Raw genomic sequence first — 25859 nt, 5'->3', positions numbered from 1 at the left:
AGGGCCTCCTGGCGTCCTAGCGGCGGATCCGGGTCATCCCGGGGTCGAACAGCGGTTCCTCGGCGACGGTGGCGGGTACCTTCTCGCCGAAGTACTCCACGTGCACGCCGGTGCCGGGGGCCAGTCCCGCGGGCAGCCAGGCGTAGGCGACACAGCGGCCGAGTGTGTAGCCGTACGACGCGCTGGTCACGTACCCGGCGGGCACGCCGCCGACGTGGACCGGCTCCTTGCCGAGGACCACGGCCGCCGGGTCGTCGAGGAGCAGCGGGGTCAGCCGCCGGCCGGGTTCGCCCGCGCGGGCCAGCGCGGCCCGGCCGGCGAAGTCCGCCTTGTCCATGCGGACCGCGAAGCCGACCCCGGCCTCGTACGGGTTGTCCTCGGCGGTCATGTCGGTGCCCCAGGCCCGGTAGCCCTTCTCCAGGCGCAGCGAGTTGAAGGCCGAGCGTCCGGCGGCGATCGCACCGAGGTCCCGGCCGGCCTCCCACAGCGTGTCCCAGAGCCGCAGGCCCAGATCGGCGGTGGTGTACAGCTCCCAGCCCAGTTCTCCGACGTAGCTCAGGCGCAGCGCGGTCACCGGGACGTGGCCGACGTACGTCTGGCGCGCGCGGAAGTAGCCGAACGCCTCGTGCGAGAAGTCGTCCGGCGTCAGCGGCTGGACGAGGTCGCGGGCGAGCGGGCCCCAGACGCCGACGCCGCAGGTGCCGGACGTGATGTCCCGGATGTGCACCCCGTCGGGCGCGTGGCGCAGCAGATGGTCCAGGTCGGCGGGGGAGTTGGCGCCGACCTGGAAGCGGTCGGGGGCGAGGCGGGCGACGGTGAGGTCGGAGCGGATGCCGCCGGACTCGTCGAGGAGCAGGGTGTAGGTGACGGCGCCGGGCTTCTTGCGGAGGTTGTTGCTGGTCATGCGGTCCAGGAAGGCGAGGGCGCCCGGTCCGGCGACCTCCAGGCGGCGCAGCGGCGTCATGTCGTACAGGGCGACCCGCTCGCGGGTGGCGCGCGCCTCCGCCGCCGCGATCGGCGACCAGTGGCGCGCCGACCAGGCGTCGCGGCCGGGCACGGGGACGTCGTCGACGAGCCCCGCGTTGGCCTCGTACCAGTGCGGGCGCTCCCAGCCGCCGCCCTCCAGGAAGTACGCGCCCAGTTCCCGCTGGCGGACGTGGAACGGGCTGACGCGCAGCGGACGCGGCCGTTCCACCGGCTGGAGCGGGTGGATCACGTCGTACACCTCGGCGAACTGCTGCGCTCCGCGCTCGCGGACGTACGCCGGCGAGCGCTGCGCCTCCTCGAAGCGGGTGAGGTCGCACTCGTGGACGTCGAGCGACGGCCGCCCGTCCACCATCCACTCGGCGACGGCCCTGGCCACCCCGGCCGAGTGGGTGACCCACACCGCCTCGGCGAGCCAGAAGCCCCGCAGGTGACGGGACTCGCCGAGGACCGGCATGCCGTCCGGGGTGAAGGAGAAGACGCCGTTGAAGCCCGTCTCGACCGAGGCGTCCCGCAGGGCCGGCATCAGCTCCCGGCAGTCCTCCCAGCTCGGCGCCCAGTCCCGCGGGGTGAAGGGGTACGACGACGGCATGTCCATGTTCCGGGCGCGGGACGCGTCGTAGCCGGGCACGGCGAACGGGTCCACGGGCAGCGGGCGGTGGGCGTAGGAGCCGATGCCGAGGCGGTCGCCGTGCTCGCGGAAGTACAGGTCGCGGTCCTGGAAGCGGAGGATGGGCTTCGAGGCCTCCTCGGTGGCGCCGCTCAGCTCGGGCAGCGGACCGGTCCTCGCGTACTGGTGGGCCAGCGGCTGCAGGGGCACGTCGACGCCCGCCATGCGGCCGATCACCGGACCCCAGAAGCCGGCTGCGGACACTACGTGGTCGGCGGGGAAGGTGCCGCGGTCGGTGACGACGCCCGTGACCCTGCCGTCCCGGCGCTCGACACCGGTGACCGTGTGCCGGTCCAGGACACGGGCGCCGCGCGCGGTGGCGCGGTCCAGCTGCGCGCGGCAGGCGGGCACGGCGCGGGCCAGCCCGTCCCCGGGGGTGTGGAAGCCGCCGAGGACCACCGACTCGTCGAGCAGCGGCCAGAGTTCCCGGCAGCGGCGGGCGTCGACGATCTCGCCGTGCACGCCCCAGGAGGCCGCGTACCCGGCCCGGCGGTGCAGGTCGGCGAGGCGCTCCGGCGTGGTCGCCAGCTCCAGGCCGCCCACCCGCTGGAAGCAGGGGGCGCCGTCCCAGGTGAGGTCGGTGAACTTCTCGACGGTGTACCGGGCGAAGGCCGTGAGGGTGCGGGACGGGCTGGTCCGGAAGACGAGGCCGGGTGCGTGCGACGTCGAGCCGCCGGGCGCGGGCAGCGGGCCCTGTTCGAGGACGGTGACGTCCGTCCAGCCGCGCGCGGTCAGTTCGTCGGCGAGGGAGCAGCCGACGACGCCCGCGCCGATCACGACCACGCGGGGCGGGGTCCGGGGGGCGGGGGCGCTCATAGGACCACCACCGAGCGCAGCACCTCGCCGCGGCGCATCCTGGCGAACGCCTCCTCCACCCCGTCCAGGGTCGTCGTCTCCGACACGAAGGCGCCCAGGTCGAGCAGCCCGTACAGGTACTGGTCGATCAGGAACGGGAAGTCGCGGCTCGGCAGGCAGTCCCCGTACCAGGACGACTTGATAGCGCCGCCGCGCGAGAACACGTCGAGGAGCGGCAGTTCGACCGTCGTCTCCGGTGCAGGCACGCCGACCTGGACCAGCACGCCCGCGTGGTCGCGCATGTAGAAGGCCTGGCGGAACGTCTCGGGGTGCCCGACGGCGTCGATCGCGACGTCCACGCCGTGGCCGTCGGTGAGCGCGCGGACGGCCTCGACCGGGTCCGTACCGCGGGAGTCGACGGTGTGCGTCGCGCCGAAGCGTTCGGCCCGGTCCAGCTTCCGGCCGTCCACGTCCACCGCGATGATCTTCATGGCGCCGTTCAGGGCGGCACCGGCGATCGCGGCGTCGCCGACGCCGCCGCAGCCGATCACGGCGACCGAGTCGCCGCGGCCCACGCCGCCGGTGTTGACGGCGGCGCCGTAACCGGCCATCACGCCGCAGCCGACGAGACCGGCGGCCTCGGGCCGGGCGGCCGGGTCGACCTTCACCGCCTGGCCCGCGGCGACCAGTGTCTTCTCGGCGAAGGCGCCGATGCCGAGCGCGGTGGTCAGCGGGGTGCCGTCCGGGAGCGTCATGGGCCGGGCGGCGTTGCGCGAGTCGAAGCAGTACCAGGGGCGGCCGCGGCGGCAGGAGCGGCAGCCGCCGCAGGGGGCCCGCCACGCCAGCACCACGTAGTCGCCGGGCGTGAGGCCGGTGACGCCCTCGCCGGTCGCCTCGACCGTGCCCGCCGCCTCGTGGCCCAGCAGGAACGGGAAGTCGTCCGTGATCGCGCCCTCGCGGTAGTGCAGGTCCGTGTGGCACACCCCGCAGGCCTGCACCGCGACCAGCACCTCGCCGGGCCCCGGGTCCGGCACGACGATCGTCCGCACCTCGACGGGTGCGCCCCTCTTCTCAGCGACTACGGCACGGACCTCGTGTGACACGAGAAGCTCCTCTGCTGTTGCGCATTGCACGATGGGTTGCGCGATGAGAAACATAGTGGGAACGCCGTCGAGGGGCCGTCAAGAGGTGCGGGTTAACCCTTGGCAAAACGGCGGGGCGGCGAGCGCGGGGTGCGAAACGCCCCGGACACACGACGACGGCGCGGGACCCGCTCCCCAAGGGGGAGTCCGGATCCCGCGCCGTCAGACGGGGGGCGCCCCGCATCCGCGGGGGCGGAGGGCGTCAGCCGCCGTAGCCCATGCGGCGGGACAGCTCGACCCCCGCGGCGAGCGCGCGCCGGGCCAGGTCCGGCAGCCGGTCCGGGGTCAGCCGGTACACCGGGCCCGAGACGCTGATCGAGGCGATGACCTTGCCGTCGTGGGAACGCACCGGCGCCGCGACGGCCGCGAGCCCGATCTCCAGCTCCTCCTGGGTGATCGCGTATCCCTGCCCGGTCACCTTCTCCAACTCGCCGCGCAGCACCGCCGCGCCGGTGACGGTGTGCTCGGTGAACCGGTGCAGCGGACGGGCCAGGAGTCCTTCGCGCAGGGTGGTCGGCAGGTGGGCGAGCAGGACCTTGCCGCTGGCGGTGGCGTGCAGCGGGGTGCGCCGGCCGAGCCAGTTCTGCGCGGTCACCGAGGCGGTGCCGCGGGCCTGCATGACGTTGACGGCCGCGTCGTCGTCGAGCACCGCGATGTTCGACGTCTCGCCGAGTTCGTCGGCCAGTTCGCGGCAGACCGGCACGCCCTCCTGCGAGATGTCCAGCCGCACCGCGGCCGCCCCGGCCAGGCGCAGCACGCCGGCGCCCAGGTAGTACTTGCCGCGCTCCTTCTCCTGGGCCACCAGACCCCGGTTCTCCAACACGCCGAGCAGCCGGAACGCCGTGGACTTGTGCACGTCCAGCTCGTCCGCGATCTCGGTGACGCCCGCCTCCCCGAGCCGGGCGAGGATCTCCAGCACGGTCACGGCGCGGTCCACCGACTGCACGCCGCTCACCGCGCCCCTGCCTGACTGCTTGCTCTCCACGCGGTCCTCACCGGGTTCGTGCTGCTGCCGTGTGCGGGTCATGGCTCAACTCCCACCACCTTGCGGCCCGATCGGGCCGCATCTGCGGGAAGCCCTTGACGCCGCGGGCACCCGCCCGGATTCTGTTGCGTATAGCGCTCTCCAGTGCGCCATGTGAAACATCATGTTACCGAAGCGTCCGGATCCCGGAAGGGTACGCGCTCCGCACCCTCCGAACCACGCGTTCCGGACCGAGAGGGGGAGCCCATGATTCCCGTCTGCCGTCTCGAAGACCTCCCCAAGGGCGAGTCCGCCCGCGTCGCGACGAATCCGCCGATCGCCGTCTTCCACACCGACGACGGCGGCCTCTACGCCGTCGACGACACGTGCAGCCACCAGGACGCCTCGCTCTCCGAGGGCTGGCTGGAGGGCTGCCTGATCGAATGCCCCCTGCACGCGGCCTCGTTCGACCTGCGTACGGGGCTGCCGACCTGTCTCCCGGCCCGCCGGCCGGTGCGCACCCACCGGGTCAGCGTCGAGGACGGCCTCGTGCATGTCCACGTCGCCGCCGAGGAGGGCAGCGCCGCATGAGGACCGTGACCGTGGTCGGCGCCTCCCTCGCCGGCCTGTACGCCGCCCGGGAACTGCGGGCCCAGGGGTTCGACGGCCGCCTCGTGGTGGTCGGCGACGAATCCCACGAGCCCTACGACCGGCCGCCCCTGTCCAAGGAGTTCCTCACCGGGCGGGCCGACGAGGCGGACCTGGCACTCACCGACGCCGGGGAACTGGCCGGACTCGACGCCCGGTGGCTGCTCGGGGTACGCGCCCGCGGCTTGGACGCGCGCGGCCGCACCGTGCTGCTCGACGACGGCCGCACGGTGTCCACGGACGGCGTCGTCGTCGCCACCGGAGCCGCGGCGCGGCACCTGGCAGGCGGACCTCGCGCCGGGGTCCACACCCTGCGTTCCCTGGACGACGCCCGCGCGCTGCGCGCCGAACTCACCCGCGGTCCCTGCCGGGTCGTCGTGGTCGGTGGGGGCTTCGTCGGCGCGGAGACCGCCTCGTCGTGCGCCGCGCTCGGCCACGACGTCACCGTCGTCGAGGCCGCCGCGACGCCGCTCGTGCCGCAACTCGGGGCCGAACTGGCCGTCGTGTGCGCCACCCTGCACCGCCGGGCCGGGGTAAGGCTGCTCACCGGCGTGTCCGTGGCCGGGCTGCGCGGAACGACGGCGGTGACCTGCGTCGCCCTCACCGACGGACGCACCCTGCCGGCGGACGTGGTGGTCGTCGGCATCGGCGCCGTGCCCAACACCGCCTGGCTGGCGGGGTCGCCCCTGCTCCTGAACGACGGCGTCCTGTGCGACGACGGCTGCGTGAGCGCGCTGCCTCAGGTGGTCGCCGTGGGCGACGTGGCCCGCGCCGGCGGTCTGCGGGCGGAGCACTGGACCTCCGCCACCTCGCAGCCCCGGGCCGCGGTCCGCAACCTCCTCGCCGGGCGGACGGTGCGGAGCGCGCGGTCGGTGCCGTACTTCTGGTCCGACCAGTACGGCTCCCGCGTACAGTTCGCCGGCCGGCGCCGGGACGGCGACACCGTGCGCGTCGAGGAGGGCACGATCGCCGACGGCGTGCCCGAAGGGGGCGGCTTCCTCGCCCGTTACGAGCGTGCCGGGCGGACGACGGCCGTGCTCGCCGTGGACCGGCCCCGCTCCTTCATGCGGGCCCGCCGCGAACTCGCCGCGCAGACCACGGGCACACCCGCGACCGCGGGCGGGCCGAGACCGGGCGCCACCTGAGGGGCGGTCCTTCCGGGGGCGCGGAAGGGCGATCCGGATCGCACCCCCGCGTCATGCCTCCCCCCCCCGGCCCCGGGCTCACGAATGCGAAAGCCGCCCCGCGCCCCCGCCCCGCCGGGCTATCCGCCCCTGACCGCGCTCGGCGGACCGTGCCTGGCGCCGGGCCCGGCGACGCTCGCGGCGCATGGCACGCGCCGTGCTGCTCGGCATCGACACCACTCCGTGCCGCTGGTTCCACACCTGCCGCGTCACCCACACGTCCAGCACGCCCCAGGTGGCCACCACGGTGCCCGCCACACTGGCGATCACCATGGGGAAGGCCAGCCAGGACTCCGCCATCGTGCTCAGGAACGCCACCATCGCCAGTATCAGCGTCACGGCCACCACCATCACCGCGCGCACGGCCGCCGTCCGCACCGGATCCGGCAGCCGGCGTCGCCGCGCGGGCTCCTCCCGCCACAACGGCCGGTAGCCCGAGGGCCGTTCGCGTGCCTCCCGCTCCTCCGGCCGGTCCGGCCGCTCCCGCGCCGGTCTGCCCGCAACGGCTGCCGGAATCTCGCGCTCCGGTGCCTCGGGGGCCGATCGGGCGGTCACCCGCGCCGCACCGCCGTCCTCGGGCGCCCCGCGCCGCTCCGCCGTGCCCATCGACATGTCACTCCCCACCGCCAGCAGACAGCTCCGACCGCGTCACACGACACGGCTCCCCTCTGGCTGCCCGGCTTGCGTTGCTTTACGCCGCCCAGAGGCAGGATGCGGCTCCTGTGGCCGATTCCGCCTCCATTTCCCGTAGTGAACGACGAACGAAGGATCCTCAAGATTCCCGAAAGGCCCGCGCAGGCGAAGAATTTCGGCCAATCCGCCCGGCCCCGCCGGAACCGAACCCTCCCCGCACGCCCCCAACCGGGGACGCAATCTCCCGCAATGACCGGACAACTGACCATCGTGGCGCCCTGGCGCAGAGGTTCGGCCACGGGACGGGCCTTCGAGTTACCTGTGCGTCAGTAGTAGGCTCGCGCCGTTTGTTGACGCACATGTGTACCCCCGGCCGCAGGGGGTCGAGCTGGGGGAGGCCATGCGCTTTCGCGGGAAGTCGATCCGCCGGAAGATCGTGGCGCTGCTTCTCGTGCCGCTGGTCTCCCTGACCGCGATCTGGGCGTTCGCCACGGTGCTCACGGGACGCGAGGCGGAACGGTTGTTCAGCGTCTCCACGGTCGTCGAGGAGATCGGCTACCCGATGGAGGACACCGTCCGCGTCCTCCAGCAGGAACGCCGCCAGACCCTCGTCCACCTCGCCGACCCGCGCGCCTCCGACGGGTTCGCCGCGCTCCAGCGCAGCCGCACCGCCACGGACGACGCCGTCGCCGAGATCCGCCGCAACGCCGCCGACGCCGAGGTGCGCGACGATCTCGGCCCGGCCGAGGAGGAGCGCCTCACCGCCGTACTGGACGCCTTCGACGGCATCGGCTCGCTGCGCCGCAGCGTCGAGGACGGCACCGTCGACCGCGCCCAGGCGCTCGGCCTCTACAACCGCCTGATCGACCCCTGTCACGATCTCCTCGCGAGCCTCGAGGTCGTCGACAACGTCGGCCTGGACAAGCAGTACCGCGCGCTCGTCAACCTCTCCCGCGCCCGCGAACTCCTCTCCCGCGAGGACGCCCTGCTGGGCTCCGCCCTGGTCACCGGCAAGCTCACCGCCGCCGAGGTCCGCGACGTCTCCGACCTGGTGGCGCAGCGCACCGTCATGTACGGCGTCAACCTGCCGCTGCTGCCCTCCGCGGAACGCGGCCGCTACGAACGCTTCTGGAAGAACGCCTCCTCCGCCCCGCTGCGCACCGCCGAGGAGGCCGCCCTCGCCGCCGGCTCCGGCACGCCCCGCGGGGTCACCGCCAAGAGCTGGGACACCGCCGCCGGCGGGGTCCTGGCGGAACTGGCCGACCTCGACGACCAGGCGGCCGACCGCTACCAGGACCGGGTCGACCCGGTCGCGAGGAACGTCATCGCCAAGGTGATCGTCGCCGGCGCGCTCGGCCTGATCGCCCTCCTCTACTCCCTGTTCCTGTCGGTGCGCGTCGGCCGCTCCCTCATCCGCGACCTCAAGCAGCTCAGGCTGGAGGCCCACGAGGCGTCCGGCGTCCGGCTGCCCAGCGTCATGCGGCGCCTCTCCGCCGGCGAGGAGGTCGACGTGGAGACCGAGGTGCCGCGCCTGGAGTACGACAGGAACGAGATCGGCGAGGTCGGCCAGGCCCTCAACACGCTGCAGCGGGCCGCCGTGGAAGCCGCGGTCAAGCAGGCCGAACTCCGCGCCGGCGTCTCGGAGGTCTTCGTCAACCTCGCGCGGCGCAGCCAGGTGCTGCTGCACAAGCAGCTCACCCTGCTGGACACCATGGAGCGCAGGACCGAGGACACCGAGGAACTCGCCGACCTGTTCCGCCTGGACCACCTGACCACCCGCATGCGCCGGCACGCCGAGGGCCTGGTCATCCTCTCCGGCGCCGCCCCCTCACGGCAGTGGCGCAAGCCCGTGCAGCTCATGGACGTGGTGCGGGCCGCCGTCGCCGAGGTCGAGGACTACGAGCGCATCGAGGTCCGCAGGCTGCCGCGGGTGGCCGTGACCGGCCCGGCCGTCGCCGACCTCACCCACCTCGTGGCCGAACTCCTGGAGAACGCCACGGTGTTCTCGCCGCCGCACACCGCCGTCCAGGTCCTGGGCGAGCGCGTCGCCAACGGCTTCACCCTGGAGATCCACGACCGCGGCCTCGGCATGGCCGCCGATGCCCTCCTGGACGCCAACCTCCGGCTCGCCGAGACCCCCGAGTTCGAGCTGTCCGACACCGACCGGCTCGGCCTGTTCGTCGTGAGCCGGCTCGCCCAGCGGCAGAACGTCAGGGTCTCCCTCCAGCCCTCGCCGTACGGCGGCACCACCGCGGTCGTCTTCGTACCCGACGCACTGCTCTCGGACGACGCCCCGGACACCAACGGCGTCGGCTTCCGCCTCGACCGGCCCCGGCAGGTCGCGGACAAGGGGCGGGACGAGAGCCGCCGTTCGGCCCTGTCCCACGTACCCGCGCGGCTGCCGGAGCGTCCGGCCGCGCTGCTGGACGGTCCGGTCGAACTGGAGGCACCCGTCGACCTGGACGCCCTGGACGGACTTCCCGGCCCGCTCGACGACGAGGACGGCGAAGGGGGCGGCCTGTTCCGCCCGCGCCGCTCCCTCGCCGCGGCCGACGACGCCCGGCCGGACCGGGACGACGACCGGACCGACGACGACGCGCCCCTCCCGCTGCCGCGCCGCCGCACCCCCAAGCTGGTCAGCTCGCACGGCCGTCCGGTCCCCGCACGCGACCCCCGGGACGGCGCGGCCGACCGCCGCCCGGCGGACACCGGCCCCGACGGGCCGCACACCCCGGCCGCACCGCGGGCCCGAGGGGACGAACCGCCCGCGCTGCCCTCCCGACGGCGCCGCGCGCACCCCGCGGCCGGCGACACGGGCGCCGCCCCCGCCGGCGGTACCGGGGACGGCGACGCCGCCGCGTCCGGCGCGCTGCCCCGGCGTGTACGGCAGGCCAACCTCGCGCCCCAGCTCCGGCAGGGTCCCGAACCGTCCGCCGAGGACCGCTCCGACCCCGCCGACCGCGACGCCGACGAGGTCCGCAGCAGGATGGCCTCGCTCCAGCGCGGCTGGCGGCGCGGCCGCGAGGAGAACGCCGCGGGTGACGAGGTCCCCGGCGGCACCGCACCAACAGCACCACGAGGAACGACAGAGGGGGACGGTCGATGACCGCACCGAAGGCGACCGGCCACAGCGCGACCAAGTCCGGGGAGCTGAACTGGCTCCTCGACGACCTGGTGGACCGGGTCGCGAGCATCCGCAAGGCAGTCGTGCTGTCCGGCGACGGCCTGGCCACGGGCGCGTCCAAGGACCTGACCAGGGAGGACAGCGAGCACCTGGCCGCCGTGGCGTCGGGATTCCACAGCCTCGCCAAGGGCGTGGGACGCCACTTCGAGGCGGGCAGCGTCCGGCAGACGGTCGTCGAACTCGACGACGCCTTCCTGTTCGTCACCGCCGCGGGCGACGGCAGCTGCCTCGCCGTGCTCTCCGACGCGGACTCGGACGTCGGCCAGGTCGCCTACGAGATGACCCTCCTCGTCAAGCGGGTCGGCGCACACCTGGCCACCGCTCCACGCACCGATGTGCCCTCGGGCGGGTAAGTGGGATGACATGAGCGCAGACGGTCAGGGAAGAAACCACTGGTTCGACGACGAGGCCGGCCCCGTCGTCCGTCCGTACGCCATGACGCGCGGCCGCACCACCAGCGCGGCCCAGCACCGCCTCGACCTGATCGCGGTGGTCGTGACGGAGCCCCACGCGGACGATCCCGAGGCGGACGTCAGCCTCTCGCCGGAGCACGTGGACATCGTGGGCCTGTGCCGGCAGGCCCCGCAGTCCGTCGCCGAACTCGCCGCCGAACTCGACCTGCCGGTCGGGGTCGTACGGGTCCTGGTCGGCGACCTCGTGGACGAGGACCTCGTCCACGTCAACCGGCCCGTGCCTCCCGCCGAGCTGCCGGACGAGAACATCCTGCGCGACGTGATCAGCGGACTGAGGGCACTGTGACACCTCCCGGCTCCGGGCCGGGCGGCATCGTGAGGAGAGAAAACCGATGATCTTCGGGCGTTCCCAGCGCGGGAAGCCGCCGGTCGAGCCCGTCACGCTCAAGATCCTGGTGGCCGGCGGCTTCGGCGTGGGCAAGACCACCCTGGTCGGCGCGGTCAGCGAGATCCGGCCGCTGCGCACCGAGGAACTGCTCACCGAGGCGGGGCGGCCCGTCGACGACCTGAGCGGCGTGGAGCAGAAGCACACCACCACGGTGGCCATGGACTTCGGGCGCATCACCCTGCGCGAGGACCTGGTCCTCTACCTGTTCGGCACGCCCGGGCAGGAGCGGTTCTGGTTCATGTGGGACGAGCTGTCCGAAGGGGCGCTCGGGGCGGTCGTGCTGGCCGACACCCGCCGCCTGGAGGACTGCTTCGCCGCCGTCGACTACTTCGAACGCCGCGGCATCCCCTTCCTGGTGGGCGTCAACTGCTTCGAGGGCTCGGCCCGCTACCCCGCCGAGACCGTCCGCCAGGCACTCGACCTCGATCCCGACGTGCCCGTGGTGATGTGCGACGCCCGCGACCGGGAGTCGGTCAAGGAGGTGCTCGTCGGCGTGGTCCAGCACGCGATGGCCCAGGCCGCCGACCGCCGCCGCGCCGTCACGACCTGACCGGCGCGCCGGCCGCGGACCACGGGCCGCGGGCGCCGAAACGGCCCGCGCCCCGTGCGTGCCCGGCCGTCTCTCAGCCCGACGCGCCCCGGCCGTCCTCGTCCTCCAGCCACCCGAAGCTCCGCTCCACCGCCCTGCGCCAGTTGCGGTACTCGCGCTCACGCACCGCCCGCTCCATCGCGGGTGCCCACTCGGCGTCCCGCCGCCAGTGCGCCCGCAGCTCGTCCAGGCCGTTCCACACGCCGGTGGCCAGGCCGGCCGCGTACGCGGCGCCGAGGCAGGTCGTCTCGGAGACGCGGGGCCGGATCACGGGCACGCCGAGCACGTCCGCCTGGTGCTGCATCAGCAGGCCGTTCCCCGTCATGCCCCCGTCCACCTTCAGGGTCGTGATGCGCACGCCGGAGTCCTCGTACATCGCGTCCACGACCTCCCGTGTCTGCCAGCTCGTCGCCTCCAGTACCGCGCGGGCCAGATGCGCCTTGGTGACGTACCGGGTGAGGCCGGTGACGACACCGCGGGCGTCGGAGCGCCAGTACGGCGCGAAGAGCCCCGAGAACGCGGGCACGATGTAGGCGCCCCCGTTGTCCGCCACGCTCGCCGCCAGGGGTTCGATCTCGTCCGCGTCGCGGATGATGCCCAGCTGGTCGCGGAACCACTGCACCAGGGAACCGGTGACCGCGATCGAGCCCTCCAGGCAGTAGACCGGGGCCTCGTCGCCGATCTTGTAGCCCATCGTGGTGAGCAGCCCGCTCTTCGACGGCACCGGCCGGTCACCGGTGTTGAGCAGTAGGAAACTGCCCGTGCCGTAGGTGTTCTTGGCCGAGCCCACGTCGTAGCAGGCCTGCCCGAACACGGCCGCGTGCTGGTCGCCGAGCGCGGCGGCCACGGGCACGCCGGCGAGCGGGCCGACGGCGGTGCCGTACACCTCGGCCGAGGAACGGATCTCGGGGAGCACGGCCTCGGGGATGTTCATCGCCGCGAGGATGGCCGGGTCCCACTGGAGGGCCCGCAGGTCCATCAGCATGGTGCGCCCGGCGTTGGTGACGTCGGTGACGTGCCGTCCGCCTTCGGTGCCGCCGGTGAGGTTCCAGATCAGCCAGGAGTCGACGGTGCCGAAGGCGATCTCGCCCCGCTCGGCGCGGGCCCTGAGGCCGGGCACGTTGTCGAGCAGCCAGGCGGCCTTGGGTCCGGAGAAGTAGCTGGCCAGCGGCAGCCCGGTCGTCCCGCGGAAACGGTCCTGCCCGTCGGTGCCGCCCAGCTGGCGGCACAGTGCCGACGTACGGGTGTCCTGCCAGACGATGGCGTTGTGCACCGGCTTGCCGGTAGCCCGGTCCCACAGCACCGTCGTCTCGCGCTGGTTGGTGATGCCCAGCGCGCTGAGCTGGTCGGCGCGCAGCCCGGCCCGGGCGATCGCCCCGGCGACCACCGCCTGCACCTTGGACCAGATCTCGGTGGCGTCGTGCTCCACCCAGCCGGGCTTGGGGAAGATCTGCCGGTGTTCGCGCTGGTCGGCCGCGACGATCGCGCCGTCGGCGTCGAAGACGATGCAGCGGCTGGAGGTGGTGCCCTGGTCGATCGCGGCGACGTACTTGGTGGAGTGGTCCGTCATGGCTACCCCTTGGCTGGGTTCCGGGACAGAGGGCCGTGCTGAGGGCCGTGCTTCAGAAGGCCAGGTTGTAGACGAGCCCCGCCAACGCCCCGCCGATCAGCGGTCCGGCCACCGGGATCCAGGCGTAACCCCAGTCGGAGGTGCCCTTGTTGGGGATCGGCAGGAAGGTGTGCACGATGCGGGGGCCGAGGTCGCGCGCGGGGTTGATGGCGTATCCGGTGGGTCCGCCGAGGGAGAGTCCGATGCCGACCACGAGCAGGGAGACGATCAGGACCAGTGTCCCGGACTCGCCGAGCCCCTCGGTGAGTCCGAAGGCCAGGACCGGCAGCACGAGCCCCACGGTCGCGATGATCTCGGTGACCAGGTTGGCGACCGGGTTCCGGATCTCCGGGATCGTGGAGAAGACACCGAGCGTCGGCACGGGCCCGTCGTCGGTGGCGTCGGTGGCGTCGGTACCGTCGGTCCGGCGGACGTTGGCCTGGAACTGGGCGAAGTACGTGAGGTAGCACAGGACCGCGCCCAGCATCGCCCCGGCGAACTGCCCGAGCAGGTAGACCCACACCTTGCCCCACTCGCCGGTGTCGACGGCGATCCCCAGGGTGACGGCGGGATTGAGGTGCCCGCCCGACAGCGGCGCCGCGGTGTACGCGCCCGCCAGCACACCGAACCCCCAGCCGAACGCGATCACCACCCATCCCGACGCCCGCGCCTTGCTGTGGCGCAGGGTCACGGCGGCGCAGACGCCCGCGCCGAAGAGGATGAGGATCGCCGTGCCGATGATCTCGCCGACGAAGATGTCTCCGTTGCTCATGGCGGCTCCTGGGGCCTGGCCCGGGACGGTCGGCCCCGGTCCTCACGTGCGGGGTGCGTTCCCATGGCGGGTTCCGCCGCGGGGGCGTGGGTGACGAGCGTGCCGTAGCGGCCGCGGGGGAGCGGCCCCCCGACAGTGGGGAGCCCGCGCGACGCGGCGCCGGAATACGCCGAGATGTACGGCGATGTCGACCGACACCGGAAGTGTTCACCGGCGCCCGGGGAGCGTCAAGGTGGGCGACGGCAACCGTTGCGACGACGCGTCACCCCGCGCGCGTGGCCGACGTTCCGCCCCGCCCGCGGCCCGGGACGGGGCCGTTCAGCCCGCGGCCGCCGCCGAGACCTCCGAGCCGCGCCGCACCTCGTACCCCGGCGCGCCCGCCCGGCCCAGCACCCAGCTGGCGCCGCGCAGCGCCTTGGCGGCCTTCTTGAGCGGCGCCAGGCCCGCCGCGGCGTACCGGTGGTCCGGGACGGTGCCCGGCGCGCACAGGACGGTCGCCAGGGAGAGCGTCACGGCCAGGCCCCCGGCGGACCAGGGCACGTCGAGCACGGCGGCCGCCAGCGGATCCAGCCCCTCCGGTTCGGTGAGCACCAGGAAGTCGTCCCCGCCGATGTGCCCCACGCGCGTGGTGCCCTGCGCCGAGCGGAGCAGCGCCTGCCCGACCGACCGGATCAGCTCGTCGCCGGCGGCGAACCCGGCCCCGTCGTTCACCTCCTTGAAGCGGTCCACGTCGAGCCAGCTCAGCGCGAACGGCCGCCCAGCCGCGATCCGCCGGTCCACCTCGACCGTGATTGCGTCCGAACCGGGCAGCCGGGTCAGCGGATTGAGTCCCGCCGCCTCCTCCACCCGGCTCTCCGCCAGCGCCCGCACCAGGTCGGCCAGCCGTACCACGCCCACGCACCGCCCGTGCGCGTCGACCACGGCGACGTCGTCCGAGGTGCGGTCCCGGCCGCCGACGGCCACCACCTCCAGCACCTCCCAGGCCGTCGCGTCGACGCCCACCGTCCGCGGCGCGTCGCCCAGCTTCGCGGCGGGGCGGTCGGCGTACAGGGCGTGCCCGTAGCGCGCCGACATGGACAGCAGGAAGCGCGAGCGGTGCACCGAGCGCACCGGCACGCCGGCGCGGTCCACGAGCAGCACCCCGGACACGTCGGGCGACCCGGTCAGCAGGGCACGCACCTGCCCCGCCGAGGCCGTCGCGGGCAGCAGCGCCGCGGGGCGCACGAACTGCCGCACCGGCGGCCCGGAGCGGGGCGCCGGGAGAACGCCGGGCGAGCCGGAGGGGACGTACACGTCGGCCGCCGGCAGCCGGGCCGGCGGCGCGAACAGCTCGCCCTGCGCCAACTGCGCCCCGGCCGCCCGCGCGACGGCGCACTGCCCCTCCGTCTCCACCCCCTCGACGGACAGCAGCGCCCCCATCCCGTCGCACAGCACCCGCATCGCCCGCACCGCCGCCGGCCTGGCCAGCAGCGACGCGTCGAGCTTGACCAGCTCCGGTGCCAGGTCCGTCAGCAGCCGCAGCGGCGCGTCCCCGTCCCCGACGCCGTCCGCGCAGATCCGGAACCCCTGCCCCCGCAGCCCGGCCAGCGCGTCCAGGAGCGCCTTGCGCGGCACGTGCGTGTACGGCGGGCAGACGTCCAGCGTCACCTCCCACGGCATCCGGCTCGCCTCCCGGACCGCGTCGTGCAGCGGTTGCAGTCCGCCCAGGTCGGCGAGGGTGCCCGCGAACACGTTGACGTGCAGCGGCAGCAGCGTCTCCCGGCGCACCGCCGCGCGCAGCGCCGACACCGCGAGGCGGCCGTCGAGTTCGGGGTCGCGGCGCGCCTCGGCGAGGATGTCGCCCCCCTCCGGACGGGCGAGTATCTCCAGCGCCGCGACCCCGCCGGTCAGCAGATTGACCACCGGCTGGAAGGCGAAGCGGAGAGTGTCCGTCCAGGAGCGCACGGGAGCAGGATTGCGCCGTCGGCACCCGCGTGGGCCCAGTTCATGAGACGTTCACGAGGGATTCCGACCGGCCGGCGCCGCACCCGCGTGCCCCGCGGACGGCCCGCCCCCTTCCCCCGCCCGAGCCGGCCCTGATAGACGCAGGGAACATGACACGACTCCCGACCCCGCTGCGCGCTCTGGTCACCGCCCTCACTGCCCTGCTCGCCGTCACGGCCGTCCCCGCCGGCGCGCAGGCCCGGCCCGAACCACGGGCCCCCGAGGACTTCGTGGCCCTCCGGAGCGTCGACCCGACGATCATCGAGGAGATCCGCTATGTCACCCCCCACAACTTCGTCGGCGAGCGGGTCGACGGCTACCGGCAGCCCCTGTGCATCCTCACCCGACCCGCGGCCAAGGCCCTCCACAAGGCCCAGATCCGGCTGCTGCGCCAGGGCTACTCCCTGAAGGTGTACGACTGCTACCGGCCGCAGCGCGCCGTCGACCACTTCGTCCGCTGGGCCGAAGACCTCGACGACCAGAGGATGAAGGCCGAGTTCTACCCGGAGGTCGACAAGACCCGCCTCTTCGACGACGGCTACATCGCGGAGAAGTCCGGCCACAGCCGGGGCTCGACCATGGACCTGACGATCGTGCGCCTCCCGGCCGGGCCCACCCCGCCGTACCGGCCCGGACAGCCCCTGGTGTCCTGCTTCGCCCCCCGCAGCGAGCGCTTCCCCGACAGTTCCGTGGACATGGGCACCGGCTACGACTGCTTCGACACCCGCTCCCACACCCTCGACCCCCGCATCCAGGGCAGCGCGCGCGCCAACCGGCTGCTGCTCAAGAACACCCTGGAGGACGTCGGACTGGTGAACCTCCCCGAGGAGTGGTGGCATTTCACCTACCGCCCGGAGCCCCACCCGGACACCTATTTCGACTTCCCGGTCTCCGCGAGGTCCCTCACCGGCCGCCGCTGACGGCCTGCCGGAGCCGCCCGCTCCGTGATCGGATACAGTCCGCCGCGTGTCCGAAACTCAAGCCTCCGTTCCCAACTCCGCGCCGAACTCCCACTGTTCGAGCTGCGGCACGCCCTACGGAGAGGGCGTCTCCGGCTGGCCCCGCACCTGCCCCGCGTGCGGCACCGTGGCCTACCGCAACCCACTGCCGGTCGCGGTGGCCCTCCAGCCCGTGTACGACACGCAGGGCACCGCCCTGGTGGTCATCACCCGCACCGTGGCACCCGCGCGCGGGGGCGTCGCCCTGCCCGGCGGCTACATCGACGACCGGGAGGACTGGCGGCAGGCCGTCGTCCGCGAGCTGAAGGAGGAGACCGGCATCGACGCGGCCGGCCACGACGTGCGCCTCGCCGACGCCATGAGCTCGCCCGACGGCCACCTGCTGCTCTTCGGCTCCCTGCCCGAGCGGCCGGCCGACAGCCTGCCCGACTCCCACGCCACCGACGAGACCGAGGGCTGGCACCTCCTGCGGCGCGCGGACGACCTCGCCTTCCCGCTCCACACCAGGGCCGTACGGCACTGGTTCGAGGGCCGCTACCTCTGAGCCGACGGCTCGACCAGCCCCCGCACGCGCACCGGGCGGGACGGCCCGGCCGCGCCGTCCCCGCCCTCGCGCAGCACGACCACCCGCCCGCCCTCCCAGCGCGACACGTAGCGCTCGATCTCCGGCTCCGCCCACCCGTCGCCCGCGTCCTCCACGACCAGCCCACCGCCGGTCCGCCCCCGCGCGGGCGCCCACACCTCCAGCACCGCGGCACCGTCCTCCCCGCGCACCGGAATCACCGCCCCCGCGCGCGCGAACACCGGGATCCGCGCCAACGGCGCCTCGACCAGCACCTGCGCCGGCCCCTCGTACACCCGCTCCGTCACCACGTCGTACCACCGCCCCCGCGGCAGCCGCACCGCACGCCGGTCCGCCCCCGGAGCGAGCACCGGCGCCACCAGCAGGCAGTCGCCCAGCAGGAACGCGTCCTCGCAGTCCCGCAACGACCGCTCCTCCGGCGTCGACCACCACAGTGGACGCACGTACGGCGCGCCCGTACGCCGGGCCAGGTGCGCCAGCGTCACGAAGTACGGCAGCAGCCGCCGCCGCTCCGCGAGCGCCACGCGCGCGTGCTCCAGCACCCCGGCACCGAACTCCCACGGCTCCCCTGTCCCGGCCCGCGTCCACCCGCGGGTGCGGAACAGCGGGAACCACGCGGCCAGCTGGAACCACCGCAGATACAGCTCCGGCGACACGCCGCCGGCGCCCCCGCCCACGTCCGGTCCCGAGTACGGCACCCCGCACAGCCCGAGCCCCAGGACCGACGCCAGCGACGCCCGCAGCCCCGGCCAGCCCGCCTCCACGTCACCGGACCACGAGCCGCCGTACCGCTGAAGCCCCGCCCACCCGGAGCGGGAGACGACGAACGGCCGCTCCCCGGGAGCCAGGGCCCGCAGCCCCTCGTACGCGGCCCGGGCCATGCACAGCCCGTAGACGTTGTGCGCCTCCCGGTGGTCACCGCCCCGCCCGTCCAGCCAGTGGCGTGCCGAGCGCGGCAGCGTCCGCTCGCCGAACGCGGCGAACGACGTCGGCGCGTCCAGGTCGTGCCAGAAACCGGCGAAACCCCGCCCGAGCCGCTCCTCGTACAGCCCGCCCCACCACGCGCGCGCACGCGCGTGCGTGAAGTCCGGAAAGACCACCTCACCCGCACGCCCCGCCCCGCGCACGACCGGCCCGGACGCCTCCCGCACGAACACGTCCTCGCGCCGCCCGCCGTCGTACACCGCGTCACCCGGCGCCGCGGACACCGCCGGCTCGACGACCGACACCAGCCGGATCCCGTCCTGCCGCAGCTCCTCCGCGAGCACGGCCAACTTGGGGAACCGCTCCTCGTCGACCGTGAACACCCGCTGCCCGTCCGCGTGACCGATGTCCAGGTGCACCACGTCGAGCGGCAGGTCGCGCTCCTGGCAGCCGGCGACGACCCGCCGCACCTCCTGCTCGTCGCCGGCGTCCCACGGCGCGTGCTGGTGGCCCAGCGCCCACGCGGGCGGCAGCGCGGGCGCGCCCGTGAGCGAGGCCCAGGCGAGCAGCACCCGCGCGGGCGTGCCGACCATCGCCCAGCACCGCAGCGGACCCCCGTCCATCCGCACCACACTCCGCCCCGGCCGGTCGTGCCCGGAGCCCGCCCCCTCCTCGCCCTCCCGCAACGACACCGAGCCGTCCCACGTGCTGTCGTGGAAGACCAGGTGCGTCCCGGCATCGGCCACCACCAGCTGCACCGGCATCGCGACCGACGACGCATCCGCGCCCGGCACCGCGGGCGGTTCGTTCCACAGGCGGTAGGTGCCCTCCCGCAGCCGCGGCCCCGCGGACCGCCCGCCGAGCCCGAAGAACCGCGCGTCAGCCGCCACCTCCGACCGCTGCGTCCACCGCGCCGGTCCGCCGCCCTCCGGCTCCCACCAGCGCGGCGGCAGCTCACGCCGCAGGACCACACCCCCGGGCGTCCGCACCTCCACCGCCCCGTGCCGGGACACGGCCACCGTCGCCCGCTCCGCGACCACCCGCCAGCCGCCGTCCTTGTCCGGCTCCAGCACCGCCCGCGGGTCCGGCTCCGGACAGCGGCCCGCCAACGCGTACGACGGCTCGGGACCCGCCCCGTCCCAGCCCCAGAACACCGCCCCGTTCACCGCGACCAGGACACGCAGCTCCGACCGCTCGAACCGGAGCACCCCGCCCCCCGGCCCCGGCTCCACCTCCCGCATCGCGCCCGGCACCCGCGCCCGCTCCGCACCACGCGCCGGCAGCCCCACGGCATCGGCCCGCCTCCGGCGCCACGCCGCCCGCACGGTGCGCAACCCCTGCGCCGCCCCCGCAGAACCGAACGCCTTCATCGAACGCACCAGGTCACGACCGTCCATGCTGCTCACCCTGCCACCCGCCCACGCGCCCAGGGGTGTCGTTCAACTGCCGTTCACCCGTGACGGGACCACATCTTCACGACGCCGACTATGTGGGGCGCGCCCTGGTGCGGAAGTCGATCACATGGCATCGTCCGTGTCAGCCGCGTCACGCGCACACCCCAGCCCGTGCGCGGAGGACGCACACGACGCGCACAGTCCGGGAGCCGCCCCATGTCGACCGACCGCCCCCAGCCGCTCTGGCAGCCCGACCCGCAGCGCGTCGCCCAGGCGCGGATCACCAGGTTCCAGTCCTGGGCCGCCGAGCACCACGGCGCCCCCGCCGACGGCGGCTACCCCGCGCTGCACCGCTGGTCCGTGGACGAGCCGGACACCTTCTGGAAAGCCGTCACCGAATGGTTCGACGTACGCTTCTCCACCCCCTACGCGCGCGTGCTGGGCGACCGCGCCATGCCCGGCGCCCAGTGGTTCCCCGGCGCCACCCTCAACTACGCCGAGCACGCCCTGCGCGCGACGGACACCCGCGCGGACGAGCCGGCCCTCCTGTACGTCGACGAGACGCACGAGACGGTCCCCGTCACCTGGGCGGCGCTGCGCCGCCAGGTCGGCTCGCTCGCCGCCGAACTGCGCGCCCTCGGAGTCCGCCCCGGAGACCGCGTCAGCGGCTACCTCCCGAACATCCCCCAGGCCGTGGTCGCCCTCCTCGCCACCGCGGCCGTCGGCGGCGTCTGGACCTCCTGCGCCCCCGACTTCGGCGCCCGCAGCGTCCTGGACCGCTTCCAGCAGGTCGAACCCGTCGTGCTGTTCACCGTCGACGGCTACCGCTACGGCGGCAAGGAGCACGACCGCCGCGACACCGTCGCCGAACTCCGCCGGGAACTGCCCACCCTGCGCGCCGTGGTCCACATCCCGCTCCTGGGCACGGAGGCACCCGAGGGCACGCTGGACTGGTCATCCCTCACGGCCGCCGACACGGAACCCGTCTTCGAGCAGGTGCCCTTCGACCACCCGCTGTGGGTGCTCTACTCCTCCGGCACCACCGGCCTGCCCAAGGCCATCGTCCAGTCCCAGGGCGGCATCCTCGTCGAGCACCTCAAACAGCTCGGCCTGCACTGCGACCTCGGCCCCGAGGACCGCTTCTTCTGGTACACGTCGACCGGCTGGATGATGTGGAACTTCCTCGTCTCCGGCCTCCTCACCGGAACGACGGTCGTCCTCTACGACGGCAGCCCCGGCTTCCCGGCCACGGACGCCCAGTGGCGCGTCGCCGAACGCACCGGCGCCACCCTCTTCGGCACCTCCGCCGCCTATGTCATGGCCTGCCGCAAGGCCGACGTCCACCCCGCCCGCGACCTGGACCTCTCTCGCGTCCAGTGCGTCGCCACCACCGGCTCCCCGCTCCCGCCCGACGGCTTCCGCTGGCTGCACGACGAGTTCGCCGAGAGCGGCGCGGACCTGTGGATCGCCTCCGTCAGCGGCGGCACCGACGTCTGCTCCTGCTTCGCCGGCGCCGTCCCCACGCTTCCCGTCCACATCGGCGAACTCCAGGCCCCCTGCCTCGGCACCGACCTCCAGGCCTGGGACCCCCACGGCAACCCCGTCACCGACGAGGTCGGCGAACTGGTCGTCACCAACCCCATGCCCTCGATGCCGATCCGCTTCTGGAACGACCCCGACGGCAGCCGCTACCACGACAGCTACTTCGACACCTACCCCGGCGTCTGGCGGCACGGCGACTGGATCACCGTCACCTCGCGCGGCTCCGTCGTCATCCACGGCCGCTCCGACTCGACCCTCAACCGGCAGGGCGTCCGCATGGGCTCCGCCGACATCTACGAAGCCGTGGAACGCCTCCCCGAGATCAGGGAGTCCCTCGTCATCGGAGTCGAGCAGCCGGACGGCGGCTACTGGATGCCACTCTTCGTGCACCTCGCCCCCGGCAGCACGCTCGACGACACCCTGCTCGACCGCATCAAGCGCACCATCCGCGAACAGCTCTCACCGCGCCACGTCCCCGACGAGGTCATCGAAGTGCCCGGCATCCCGCACACCCTGACCGGCAAGCGCATCGAGGTCCCGGTCAAACGCCTCCTCCAGGGCACCCCCCTGGACAAGGCCGTCAACCCCGGCTCCATCGACAACCTCGACCTGCTCCACTTCTACGAGGAACTGGCCCGCAAACGCTCCTGACCAGCCCCTCGACCGGCCGGCCGCCCCCGACGGCGGCCGGCCCGCGCGCCCGGCCCCACGCCGTTGTCAGTGCCGCCGATTACTGTGAGTGAGCATTGATCGACCGTGCACAGGGGGACACATGGCGCACACCGACCAGACCATGCGACGCGTCCTGCGCCGCGAAATCGCGGGCACCATCGGACTGCTCACCGACGAACACGACTTCCGCGCCATGCGGCGCTACCGCACCTTCACCTTCCACGACCACACGGCCTACCTCCGCCAGATCGAGGCCGTACTGAAGGCCCGCGCCGCCGAGGGCACCCACACCACCATCGCCCTCTTCGACCCGGAGGAGTACGCCGAGTACTGCGACGCGGCCGGCCTCGACCCCGACGCCCCCGCCAGCCGGACCCGCTTCACCGCCGAACTCGCCACCAACGGCCCCACCGTCCCCTACGAGGGCCAGCCCCTCACCGACCTGCTCCCCACCCTGGTCGACGAAGCCGTCCGCCAGGCCACCTGGGAGTACGCGGCCACCCTCCTCGCCCGCCTCGGCAGTTGCTCCACCTGCGGAGAGGACCTCGGCCGAGCCGCCTTCACCCGCGCCTCGCGCCTCTTGTACCAGGTCCTGCGGACCGCCCCACCGGGCAAGCGGCACCTGGTGTGCAGCGTCTCGGGATCCCCGGAGGACCTCGTCTCCGTCCTGCACGCCGACGAGGAGATCGACGGCAGCCCGCACGTGGACGAGGCCGAGGCCCTCGAATTCACCAGCGTCCTCGCCCTCGGCCTGGCCACCCACAGCCCCGGCGGACTCGTCATGCGCATCAGCCGGGAGGGCGGCCCCGACCGCATCCACGGCTGGCGACTGCGCGGATACGGCCTCCACCCCCTCACCGCGGGAGAGGTCTTCGACGCCTACTGCACCGACGTCGAGAACGGCGACCTCATCTCCCCGGAGTCCAACGTCGACTACTGCGCTCCGCCCGACCTCGGAGCCGACGACCTGCCACCGGGACACCACCACTGACGACAGCGGGGCGCCCCACCCGCAGGTGGAACGCCCCGCACCACGGCGACGGCCGCGGTTCCGCCGGACCTACTCGCCCGACAGCACCGCCTGGGCGGCGTCGCGCGCCTCCTCGGCGCTCTCCGCCGCCCGGGCGGCCGCGGCCGCCCGCTCGCACTGCGCCAGCGTGAACTTCGCCAGCGTCGCCCGCACGTACGGCAGCGACGCGGCACCCATCGAGAGCGAGGTGACGCCCAGCCCCGTCAGCACACACGCCAGCAGCGGATCCGACGCGGCCTCACCGCACACTCCGCAGCTCTTGCCCTCGGCCTTCGCCGCCTCGGCGGACAGCGCGACCAGGTCGAGCAGCGCGGGCTGCCACGGGTCCTGCAGCCGGGACACCGCACCCACCTGACGGTCGGCGGCGAAGGTGTACTGCGCGAGGTCGTTCGTCCCCAGCGACAGGAACTCGACCTCCTGGAGCACTGAGCGCGCACGCAGCGCGGCCGAGGGGATCTCCACCATCGCGCCGAACTTCGCCCGCAGCCCCGCCTCGCGGCACGCGTCCGCGAACGCCTTGGCGTCGGCCCGGTCCGCCACCATCGGCGCCATGACCTCGAGGTAGACCGGCAGCCCCTCCGCCGCCTTGGCCAGCGCGGTCAGCTGCGTCCGCAGCACGTCCGGGTGGTCCAGCAGCGTCCGCAGACCGCGCACACCCAGCGCCGGGTTCGGCTCGTCGCCCGGGGTCAGGAAGTCCAGCGGCTTGTCCGCGCCGGCGTCCAGCACCCGCACCACGACCCGGCCCTCGGGGAAGGCCTCCAGCACCTGCCGGTAGGCGGAGACCTGCTTCTCCTCCGTCGGCGCGTTCTTGCTGTCGTCCAGAAAGAGGAACTCGGTACGGAAGAGACCGACACCCTCCGCCCCGGCCTCGACCGCCGCCGGTACGTCGGCGGGACCGCCGATGTTCGCGAGCAGCGGCACCTTGTGCCCGTCCGACGTCGCCCCCGGACCGGTCGCTGCCGCAAGCGCCGCCTTGCGCTCGGCCGCCTCCGCGGTCAGCCGCGCCTTCTTCTCCTCACCGGGGTTCACGAAGATCTCACCGGTGCTCCCGTCGACAGCCACGACCGTGCCCTCGGGAATCTCACCCGCCCCCGGAAGCGCCACCACGGCGGGCACACCGAGCGCCCGCGCGAGGATCGCGCTGTGACTGGTCGGCCCGCCCTCCTCGGTGACGAAACCGAGGACCAGCGTCGGGTCGAGCAGCGCGGTGTCGGCCGGCGCGAGATCCCGGGCGATGAGGACGTACGGCTCGTCGCTGTCCGGGACACCCGGCATCGGCACCCCGAGCAGCCGGGCGACGATGCGGTTGCGCACGTCGTCGAGGTCGGCCACCCGCCCGGCCAGGTACTCACCGGCACCGGCCAGCAGCGCGCGATACGCGGCGAACGCGTCGTAGACCGCCCGCTCGGCGGAGCTGCCGACGGTGATCCGCCGCTCCACGTCCGCCATCAGCTCGGGGTCCTGCGCCATCATGGCCTGCGCCTCGAGAACCGCCTGCGCCTCGCCCCCGGCCAGGTTGCCGCGCGCCATGAGGTCGGCGGCCACGGCCTCCACGGCCTTGCGGGCACGCCCCTGCTCACGCTCGGCGTCCTCGGCCGGGATCTGCTTGGCGGGCGGCTCCAGGACCGCCGTCCCCATGTGCCGAACCTCGCCGATCGCCACGCCGTGGCTCACCCCGACGCCTCGCAGCGTTGTCTCCATCTCACCCGTCCCATCAATGCGGCGGGTCCCGCCGCCGCGGTGGTTGTCCTGCCGGCCGTCGGTGGACGGCGCCGGCGTCACTTCCAGAGGAAGAGGCTCTCGCCGGCCTTCACATCGCCGTCCTCACGCAGCTCGGTGAGCGCCTCGGCCGTCGCCTCCAGAGCCACGATCGGGCAGATCGGCGACTTGCCGGCGGCCTCGACGGCGGCGGGGTCCCAGCGCACCACGCTCTGACCGCGGACCACGGTGTCGCCCTTGTTCACCAGCAGCTCGAAGCCCTCGCCGTTGAGCTGCACGGTGTCGATGCCGAGGTGGGTCAGCACCCCGTGCCCGCTGTCGTCGACGACCACGAAGGCGTGCGGGTGCAGGGAGACGATGACGCCGTCGACGGGGGAGACCGCCTCGGAGGGTTCGCGCACGGGGTCGATGGCGGTACCCGGGCCGACCATGGCCCCGGAGAAGACGGGGTCCGGCACGGCGGCGAGGCCGATGGCGCGTCCTGCGAGCGGGGACGAGACGGTGGTCATGGGAAGCCTCCCAGGGCGGGGATCTGTACGAGCCGTCACTGGCTGTCCCGGACGGCACACTGTGGCAGCAGCGTATGTCATAGGAAGTACCGGTTCCGCATGAGTCTTCCGAATAGAGGTCTAGACCACACTCGCCACGGATTTGCACCCGTTCCGCAGCCCCGTGTACGGTTGTCACTCCTGCCAGCGGTTGAGCGATGCGAAGCAACATGTCCTCGCCCGGCAGCAACCAACTCATCAGATCCTATCGCTGGATCGCCTTCTGCGTGCTCGCAGGACGGTGGTCAGAGGCACCGGGAAAGCCTGATAGTGTTGGAAACACCGAAGGGAAGCGCCCAGAGGAAAACCGCGAGAGTAATTCTCGGGTGAGTACAAAGGAAGCGTCCGTTCCTTGAGAACTCAACAGCGTGCCAAAAGTCAACGCCAGATATGTTGATACCTCCGGCCTGACCGGTCTTCCGGTTCAGGTTGAGGTTCCTTTGAAATACACACAGCGAGGACGCTGTGGA

At 73.6% G+C, this 25859-nt stretch carries 20 protein-coding genes; 10 read left to right on the top strand and 10 right to left on the bottom strand.

Annotated elements, in window-relative coordinates; genetic code table 11:
- Positions 1 to 16: 16 nt before the first annotated feature.
- The 3 genes from IE108_RS20370 to IE108_RS20360 form a co-directional block, all read right to left on the bottom strand.
- Complete coding sequence (locus IE108_RS20370) at positions 17 to 2470, bottom strand: GcvT family protein (protein WP_064726834.1); 2454 nt, start codon at positions 2468 to 2470, stop codon at positions 17 to 19.
- Positions 2467 to 3552 carry an S-(hydroxymethyl)mycothiol dehydrogenase gene (locus IE108_RS20365; RefSeq protein ID WP_064726833.1) on the bottom strand — a complete coding sequence of 362 codons (1086 nt, stop codon included), beginning with the start codon at positions 3550 to 3552 and terminating at the stop codon, positions 2467 to 2469. Before IE108_RS20365 ends, IE108_RS20370 begins: the two co-directional genes overlap by 4 nt.
- A 241-nt stretch (positions 3553 to 3793) precedes the next feature.
- Positions 3794 to 4537: an IclR family transcriptional regulator gene (locus tag IE108_RS20360; RefSeq protein ID WP_064731668.1), complete on the bottom strand. Its 744-nt coding sequence runs from the start codon at positions 4535 to 4537 to the stop codon at positions 3794 to 3796.
- Between the two features lie 285 nt (positions 4538 to 4822).
- On the opposite strand from IE108_RS20360, the gene IE108_RS20355 reads away from it, so the two are divergent.
- Together IE108_RS20355 and IE108_RS20350 are read left to right on the top strand one after the other, a co-directional pair.
- Positions 4823 to 5146, top strand: a complete 324-nt coding sequence (locus IE108_RS20355) for a bifunctional 3-phenylpropionate/cinnamic acid dioxygenase ferredoxin subunit (protein ID WP_064726832.1) — start codon at positions 4823 to 4825, stop codon at positions 5144 to 5146.
- Positions 5143 to 6348: an NAD(P)/FAD-dependent oxidoreductase gene (locus IE108_RS20350; RefSeq protein ID WP_189397716.1), complete on the top strand. Its 1206-nt coding sequence runs from the start codon at positions 5143 to 5145 to the stop codon at positions 6346 to 6348. The genes IE108_RS20355 and IE108_RS20350 overlap by 4 nt, the downstream gene beginning before the upstream one ends.
- A 78-nt stretch (positions 6349 to 6426) precedes the next feature.
- Here IE108_RS20350 and IE108_RS20345 read toward each other — a convergent pair whose 3' ends face one another.
- Complete coding sequence (locus IE108_RS20345; RefSeq protein WP_064731666.1) at positions 6427 to 6993, bottom strand: hypothetical protein; 567 nt, start codon at positions 6991 to 6993, stop codon at positions 6427 to 6429.
- Positions 6994 to 7420: 427 nt separating this feature from the next.
- Here IE108_RS20345 and IE108_RS20340 point away from each other — a divergent pair, with 427 nt between their 5' ends.
- Genes IE108_RS20340 through IE108_RS20325 form a run of 4 tightly spaced genes read left to right on the top strand, consistent with a single transcriptional unit; the run spans position 7421 to position 11615 of the window.
- On the top strand, positions 7421 to 10126 hold the full coding sequence (locus IE108_RS20340; RefSeq protein WP_064731665.1) for a sensor histidine kinase: 2706 nt from the start codon (positions 7421 to 7423) through the stop codon (positions 10124 to 10126).
- Complete coding sequence (locus tag IE108_RS20335) at positions 10123 to 10557, top strand: roadblock/LC7 domain-containing protein (RefSeq protein ID WP_064726831.1); 435 nt, start codon at positions 10123 to 10125, stop codon at positions 10555 to 10557. The genes IE108_RS20340 and IE108_RS20335 overlap by 4 nt, the downstream gene beginning before the upstream one ends.
- A gap of 10 nt (positions 10558 to 10567) precedes the next feature.
- A complete protein-coding gene (locus IE108_RS20330) occupies positions 10568 to 10963 on the top strand; it encodes a DUF742 domain-containing protein (RefSeq protein WP_064726830.1) in 396 nt (131 codons plus the stop codon).
- A 46-nt stretch (positions 10964 to 11009) separates the two neighbouring features.
- Positions 11010 to 11615: a GTP-binding protein gene (locus IE108_RS20325; protein ID WP_064726829.1), complete on the top strand. Its 606-nt coding sequence runs from the start codon at positions 11010 to 11012 to the stop codon at positions 11613 to 11615.
- A 73-nt stretch (positions 11616 to 11688) separates the two neighbouring features.
- On the opposite strand, the gene glpK is transcribed toward IE108_RS20325, so the two are convergent.
- The 3 genes from glpK to IE108_RS20310 form a co-directional block, all read right to left on the bottom strand.
- Positions 11689 to 13224, bottom strand: a complete 1536-nt coding sequence (gene glpK, locus IE108_RS20320; protein ID WP_064726828.1) for a glycerol kinase GlpK — start codon at positions 13222 to 13224, stop codon at positions 11689 to 11691.
- 52 nt (positions 13225 to 13276) lie between these two features.
- Positions 13277 to 14035 (bottom strand): MIP/aquaporin family protein, encoded by a 759-nt coding sequence (locus tag IE108_RS20315; protein ID WP_064726827.1) that lies wholly within the window; start codon positions 14033 to 14035, stop codon positions 13277 to 13279.
- Positions 14036 to 14353: 318 nt separating this feature from the next.
- Positions 14354 to 15979, bottom strand: a complete 1626-nt coding sequence (locus IE108_RS20310) for a GGDEF domain-containing protein (RefSeq protein ID WP_064726826.1) — start codon at positions 15977 to 15979, stop codon at positions 14354 to 14356.
- A gap of 149 nt (positions 15980 to 16128) precedes the next feature.
- Between IE108_RS20310 and IE108_RS20305 the strand changes: the two genes are divergently transcribed.
- A complete protein-coding gene (locus IE108_RS20305; protein WP_064726825.1) occupies positions 16129 to 16938 on the top strand; it encodes a M15 family metallopeptidase in 810 nt (269 codons plus the stop codon).
- 46 nt (positions 16939 to 16984) lie between these two features.
- The gene (locus tag IE108_RS20300; protein WP_064726824.1) at positions 16985 to 17521 is read left to right on the top strand and encodes an NUDIX domain-containing protein; all 537 of its coding nucleotides are present in this window, start codon (positions 16985 to 16987) and stop codon (positions 17519 to 17521) included.
- On the opposite strand, the gene IE108_RS20295 is transcribed toward IE108_RS20300, so the two are convergent.
- Positions 17512 to 19881, bottom strand: a complete 2370-nt coding sequence (locus tag IE108_RS20295; RefSeq protein ID WP_064726823.1) for a glycoside hydrolase family 31 protein — start codon at positions 19879 to 19881, stop codon at positions 17512 to 17514. The two genes, IE108_RS20300 and IE108_RS20295, sit on opposite strands and share 10 nt — an antisense overlap.
- Before the next feature lie 213 nt (positions 19882 to 20094).
- Between IE108_RS20295 and IE108_RS20290 the strand changes: the two genes are divergently transcribed.
- A complete protein-coding gene (locus tag IE108_RS20290; protein ID WP_064726822.1) occupies positions 20095 to 22071 on the top strand; it encodes an acetoacetate--CoA ligase in 1977 nt (658 codons plus the stop codon).
- A 121-nt stretch (positions 22072 to 22192) separates the two neighbouring features.
- Positions 22193 to 23083 (top strand): DUF8829 domain-containing protein, encoded by an 891-nt coding sequence (locus tag IE108_RS20285; RefSeq protein WP_064726821.1) that lies wholly within the window; start codon positions 22193 to 22195, stop codon positions 23081 to 23083.
- 69 nt (positions 23084 to 23152) lie between these two features.
- On the opposite strand, the gene ptsP is transcribed toward IE108_RS20285, so the two are convergent.
- Both ptsP and IE108_RS20275 read right to left on the bottom strand, forming a co-directional pair.
- Entirely contained in the window at positions 23153 to 24823 is a 1671-nt protein-coding gene (gene ptsP, locus IE108_RS20280; protein ID WP_064726820.1) for a phosphoenolpyruvate--protein phosphotransferase, read from the bottom strand.
- A 77-nt stretch (positions 24824 to 24900) separates the two neighbouring features.
- Positions 24901 to 25350, bottom strand: a complete 450-nt coding sequence (locus IE108_RS20275; protein WP_064726819.1) for a PTS sugar transporter subunit IIA — start codon at positions 25348 to 25350, stop codon at positions 24901 to 24903.
- Between the last annotated feature and the right edge of the window lie 509 nt (positions 25351 to 25859).

The sequence above is a fragment of the Streptomyces parvulus genome (genome assembly GCF_014648855.1).
Taxonomy (GTDB): Bacteria; Actinomycetota; Actinomycetes; order Streptomycetales; family Streptomycetaceae; genus Streptomyces; species Streptomyces parvulus.
Note: the sequence above shows the minus strand (reverse complement) of the source record. Positions and strands in the feature narration are given on the sequence as shown.

Bases quoted from the DNA above. Each gene is read 5' to 3' on its own strand.
- IE108_RS20325 (WP_064726829.1), top strand. From the start codon at position 11,010: ATGATCTTCGGGCGTTCCCAGCGCGGGAAGCCGCCGGTCGAGCCCGTC.
- IE108_RS20355 (WP_064726832.1), top strand. From the start codon at position 4,823: ATGATTCCCGTCTGCCGTCTCGAAGACCTCCCCAAGGGCGAGTCCGCC.
- IE108_RS20350 (WP_189397716.1), top strand. From the start codon at position 5,143: ATGAGGACCGTGACCGTGGTCGGCGCCTCCCTCGCCGGCCTGTACGCC.
- IE108_RS20275 (WP_064726819.1), bottom strand. From the start codon at position 25,350: ATGACCACCGTCTCGTCCCCGCTCGCAGGACGCGCCATCGGCCTCGCC.
- IE108_RS20330 (WP_064726830.1), top strand. From the start codon at position 10,568: ATGAGCGCAGACGGTCAGGGAAGAAACCACTGGTTCGACGACGAGGCC.
- IE108_RS20315 (WP_064726827.1), bottom strand. From the start codon at position 14,035: ATGAGCAACGGAGACATCTTCGTCGGCGAGATCATCGGCACGGCGATC.
- IE108_RS20335 (WP_064726831.1), top strand. From the start codon at position 10,123: ATGACCGCACCGAAGGCGACCGGCCACAGCGCGACCAAGTCCGGGGAG.
- IE108_RS20285 (WP_064726821.1), top strand. From the start codon at position 22,193: ATGGCGCACACCGACCAGACCATGCGACGCGTCCTGCGCCGCGAAATC.
- IE108_RS20290 (WP_064726822.1), top strand. From the start codon at position 20,095: ATGTCGACCGACCGCCCCCAGCCGCTCTGGCAGCCCGACCCGCAGCGC.
- IE108_RS20305 (WP_064726825.1), top strand. From the start codon at position 16,129: ATGACACGACTCCCGACCCCGCTGCGCGCTCTGGTCACCGCCCTCACT.
- IE108_RS20345 (WP_064731666.1), bottom strand. From the start codon at position 6,993: ATGGGCACGGCGGAGCGGCGCGGGGCGCCCGAGGACGGCGGTGCGGCG.
- ptsP (WP_064726820.1), bottom strand. From the start codon at position 24,823: ATGGAGACAACGCTGCGAGGCGTCGGGGTGAGCCACGGCGTGGCGATC.
- IE108_RS20295 (WP_064726823.1), bottom strand. From the start codon at position 19,881: ATGGACGGTCGTGACCTGGTGCGTTCGATGAAGGCGTTCGGTTCTGCG.
- glpK (WP_064726828.1), bottom strand. From the start codon at position 13,224: ATGACGGACCACTCCACCAAGTACGTCGCCGCGATCGACCAGGGCACC.
- IE108_RS20340 (WP_064731665.1), top strand. From the start codon at position 7,421: ATGCGCTTTCGCGGGAAGTCGATCCGCCGGAAGATCGTGGCGCTGCTT.
- IE108_RS20370 (WP_064726834.1), bottom strand. From the start codon at position 2,470: ATGAGCGCCCCCGCCCCCCGGACCCCGCCCCGCGTGGTCGTGATCGGC.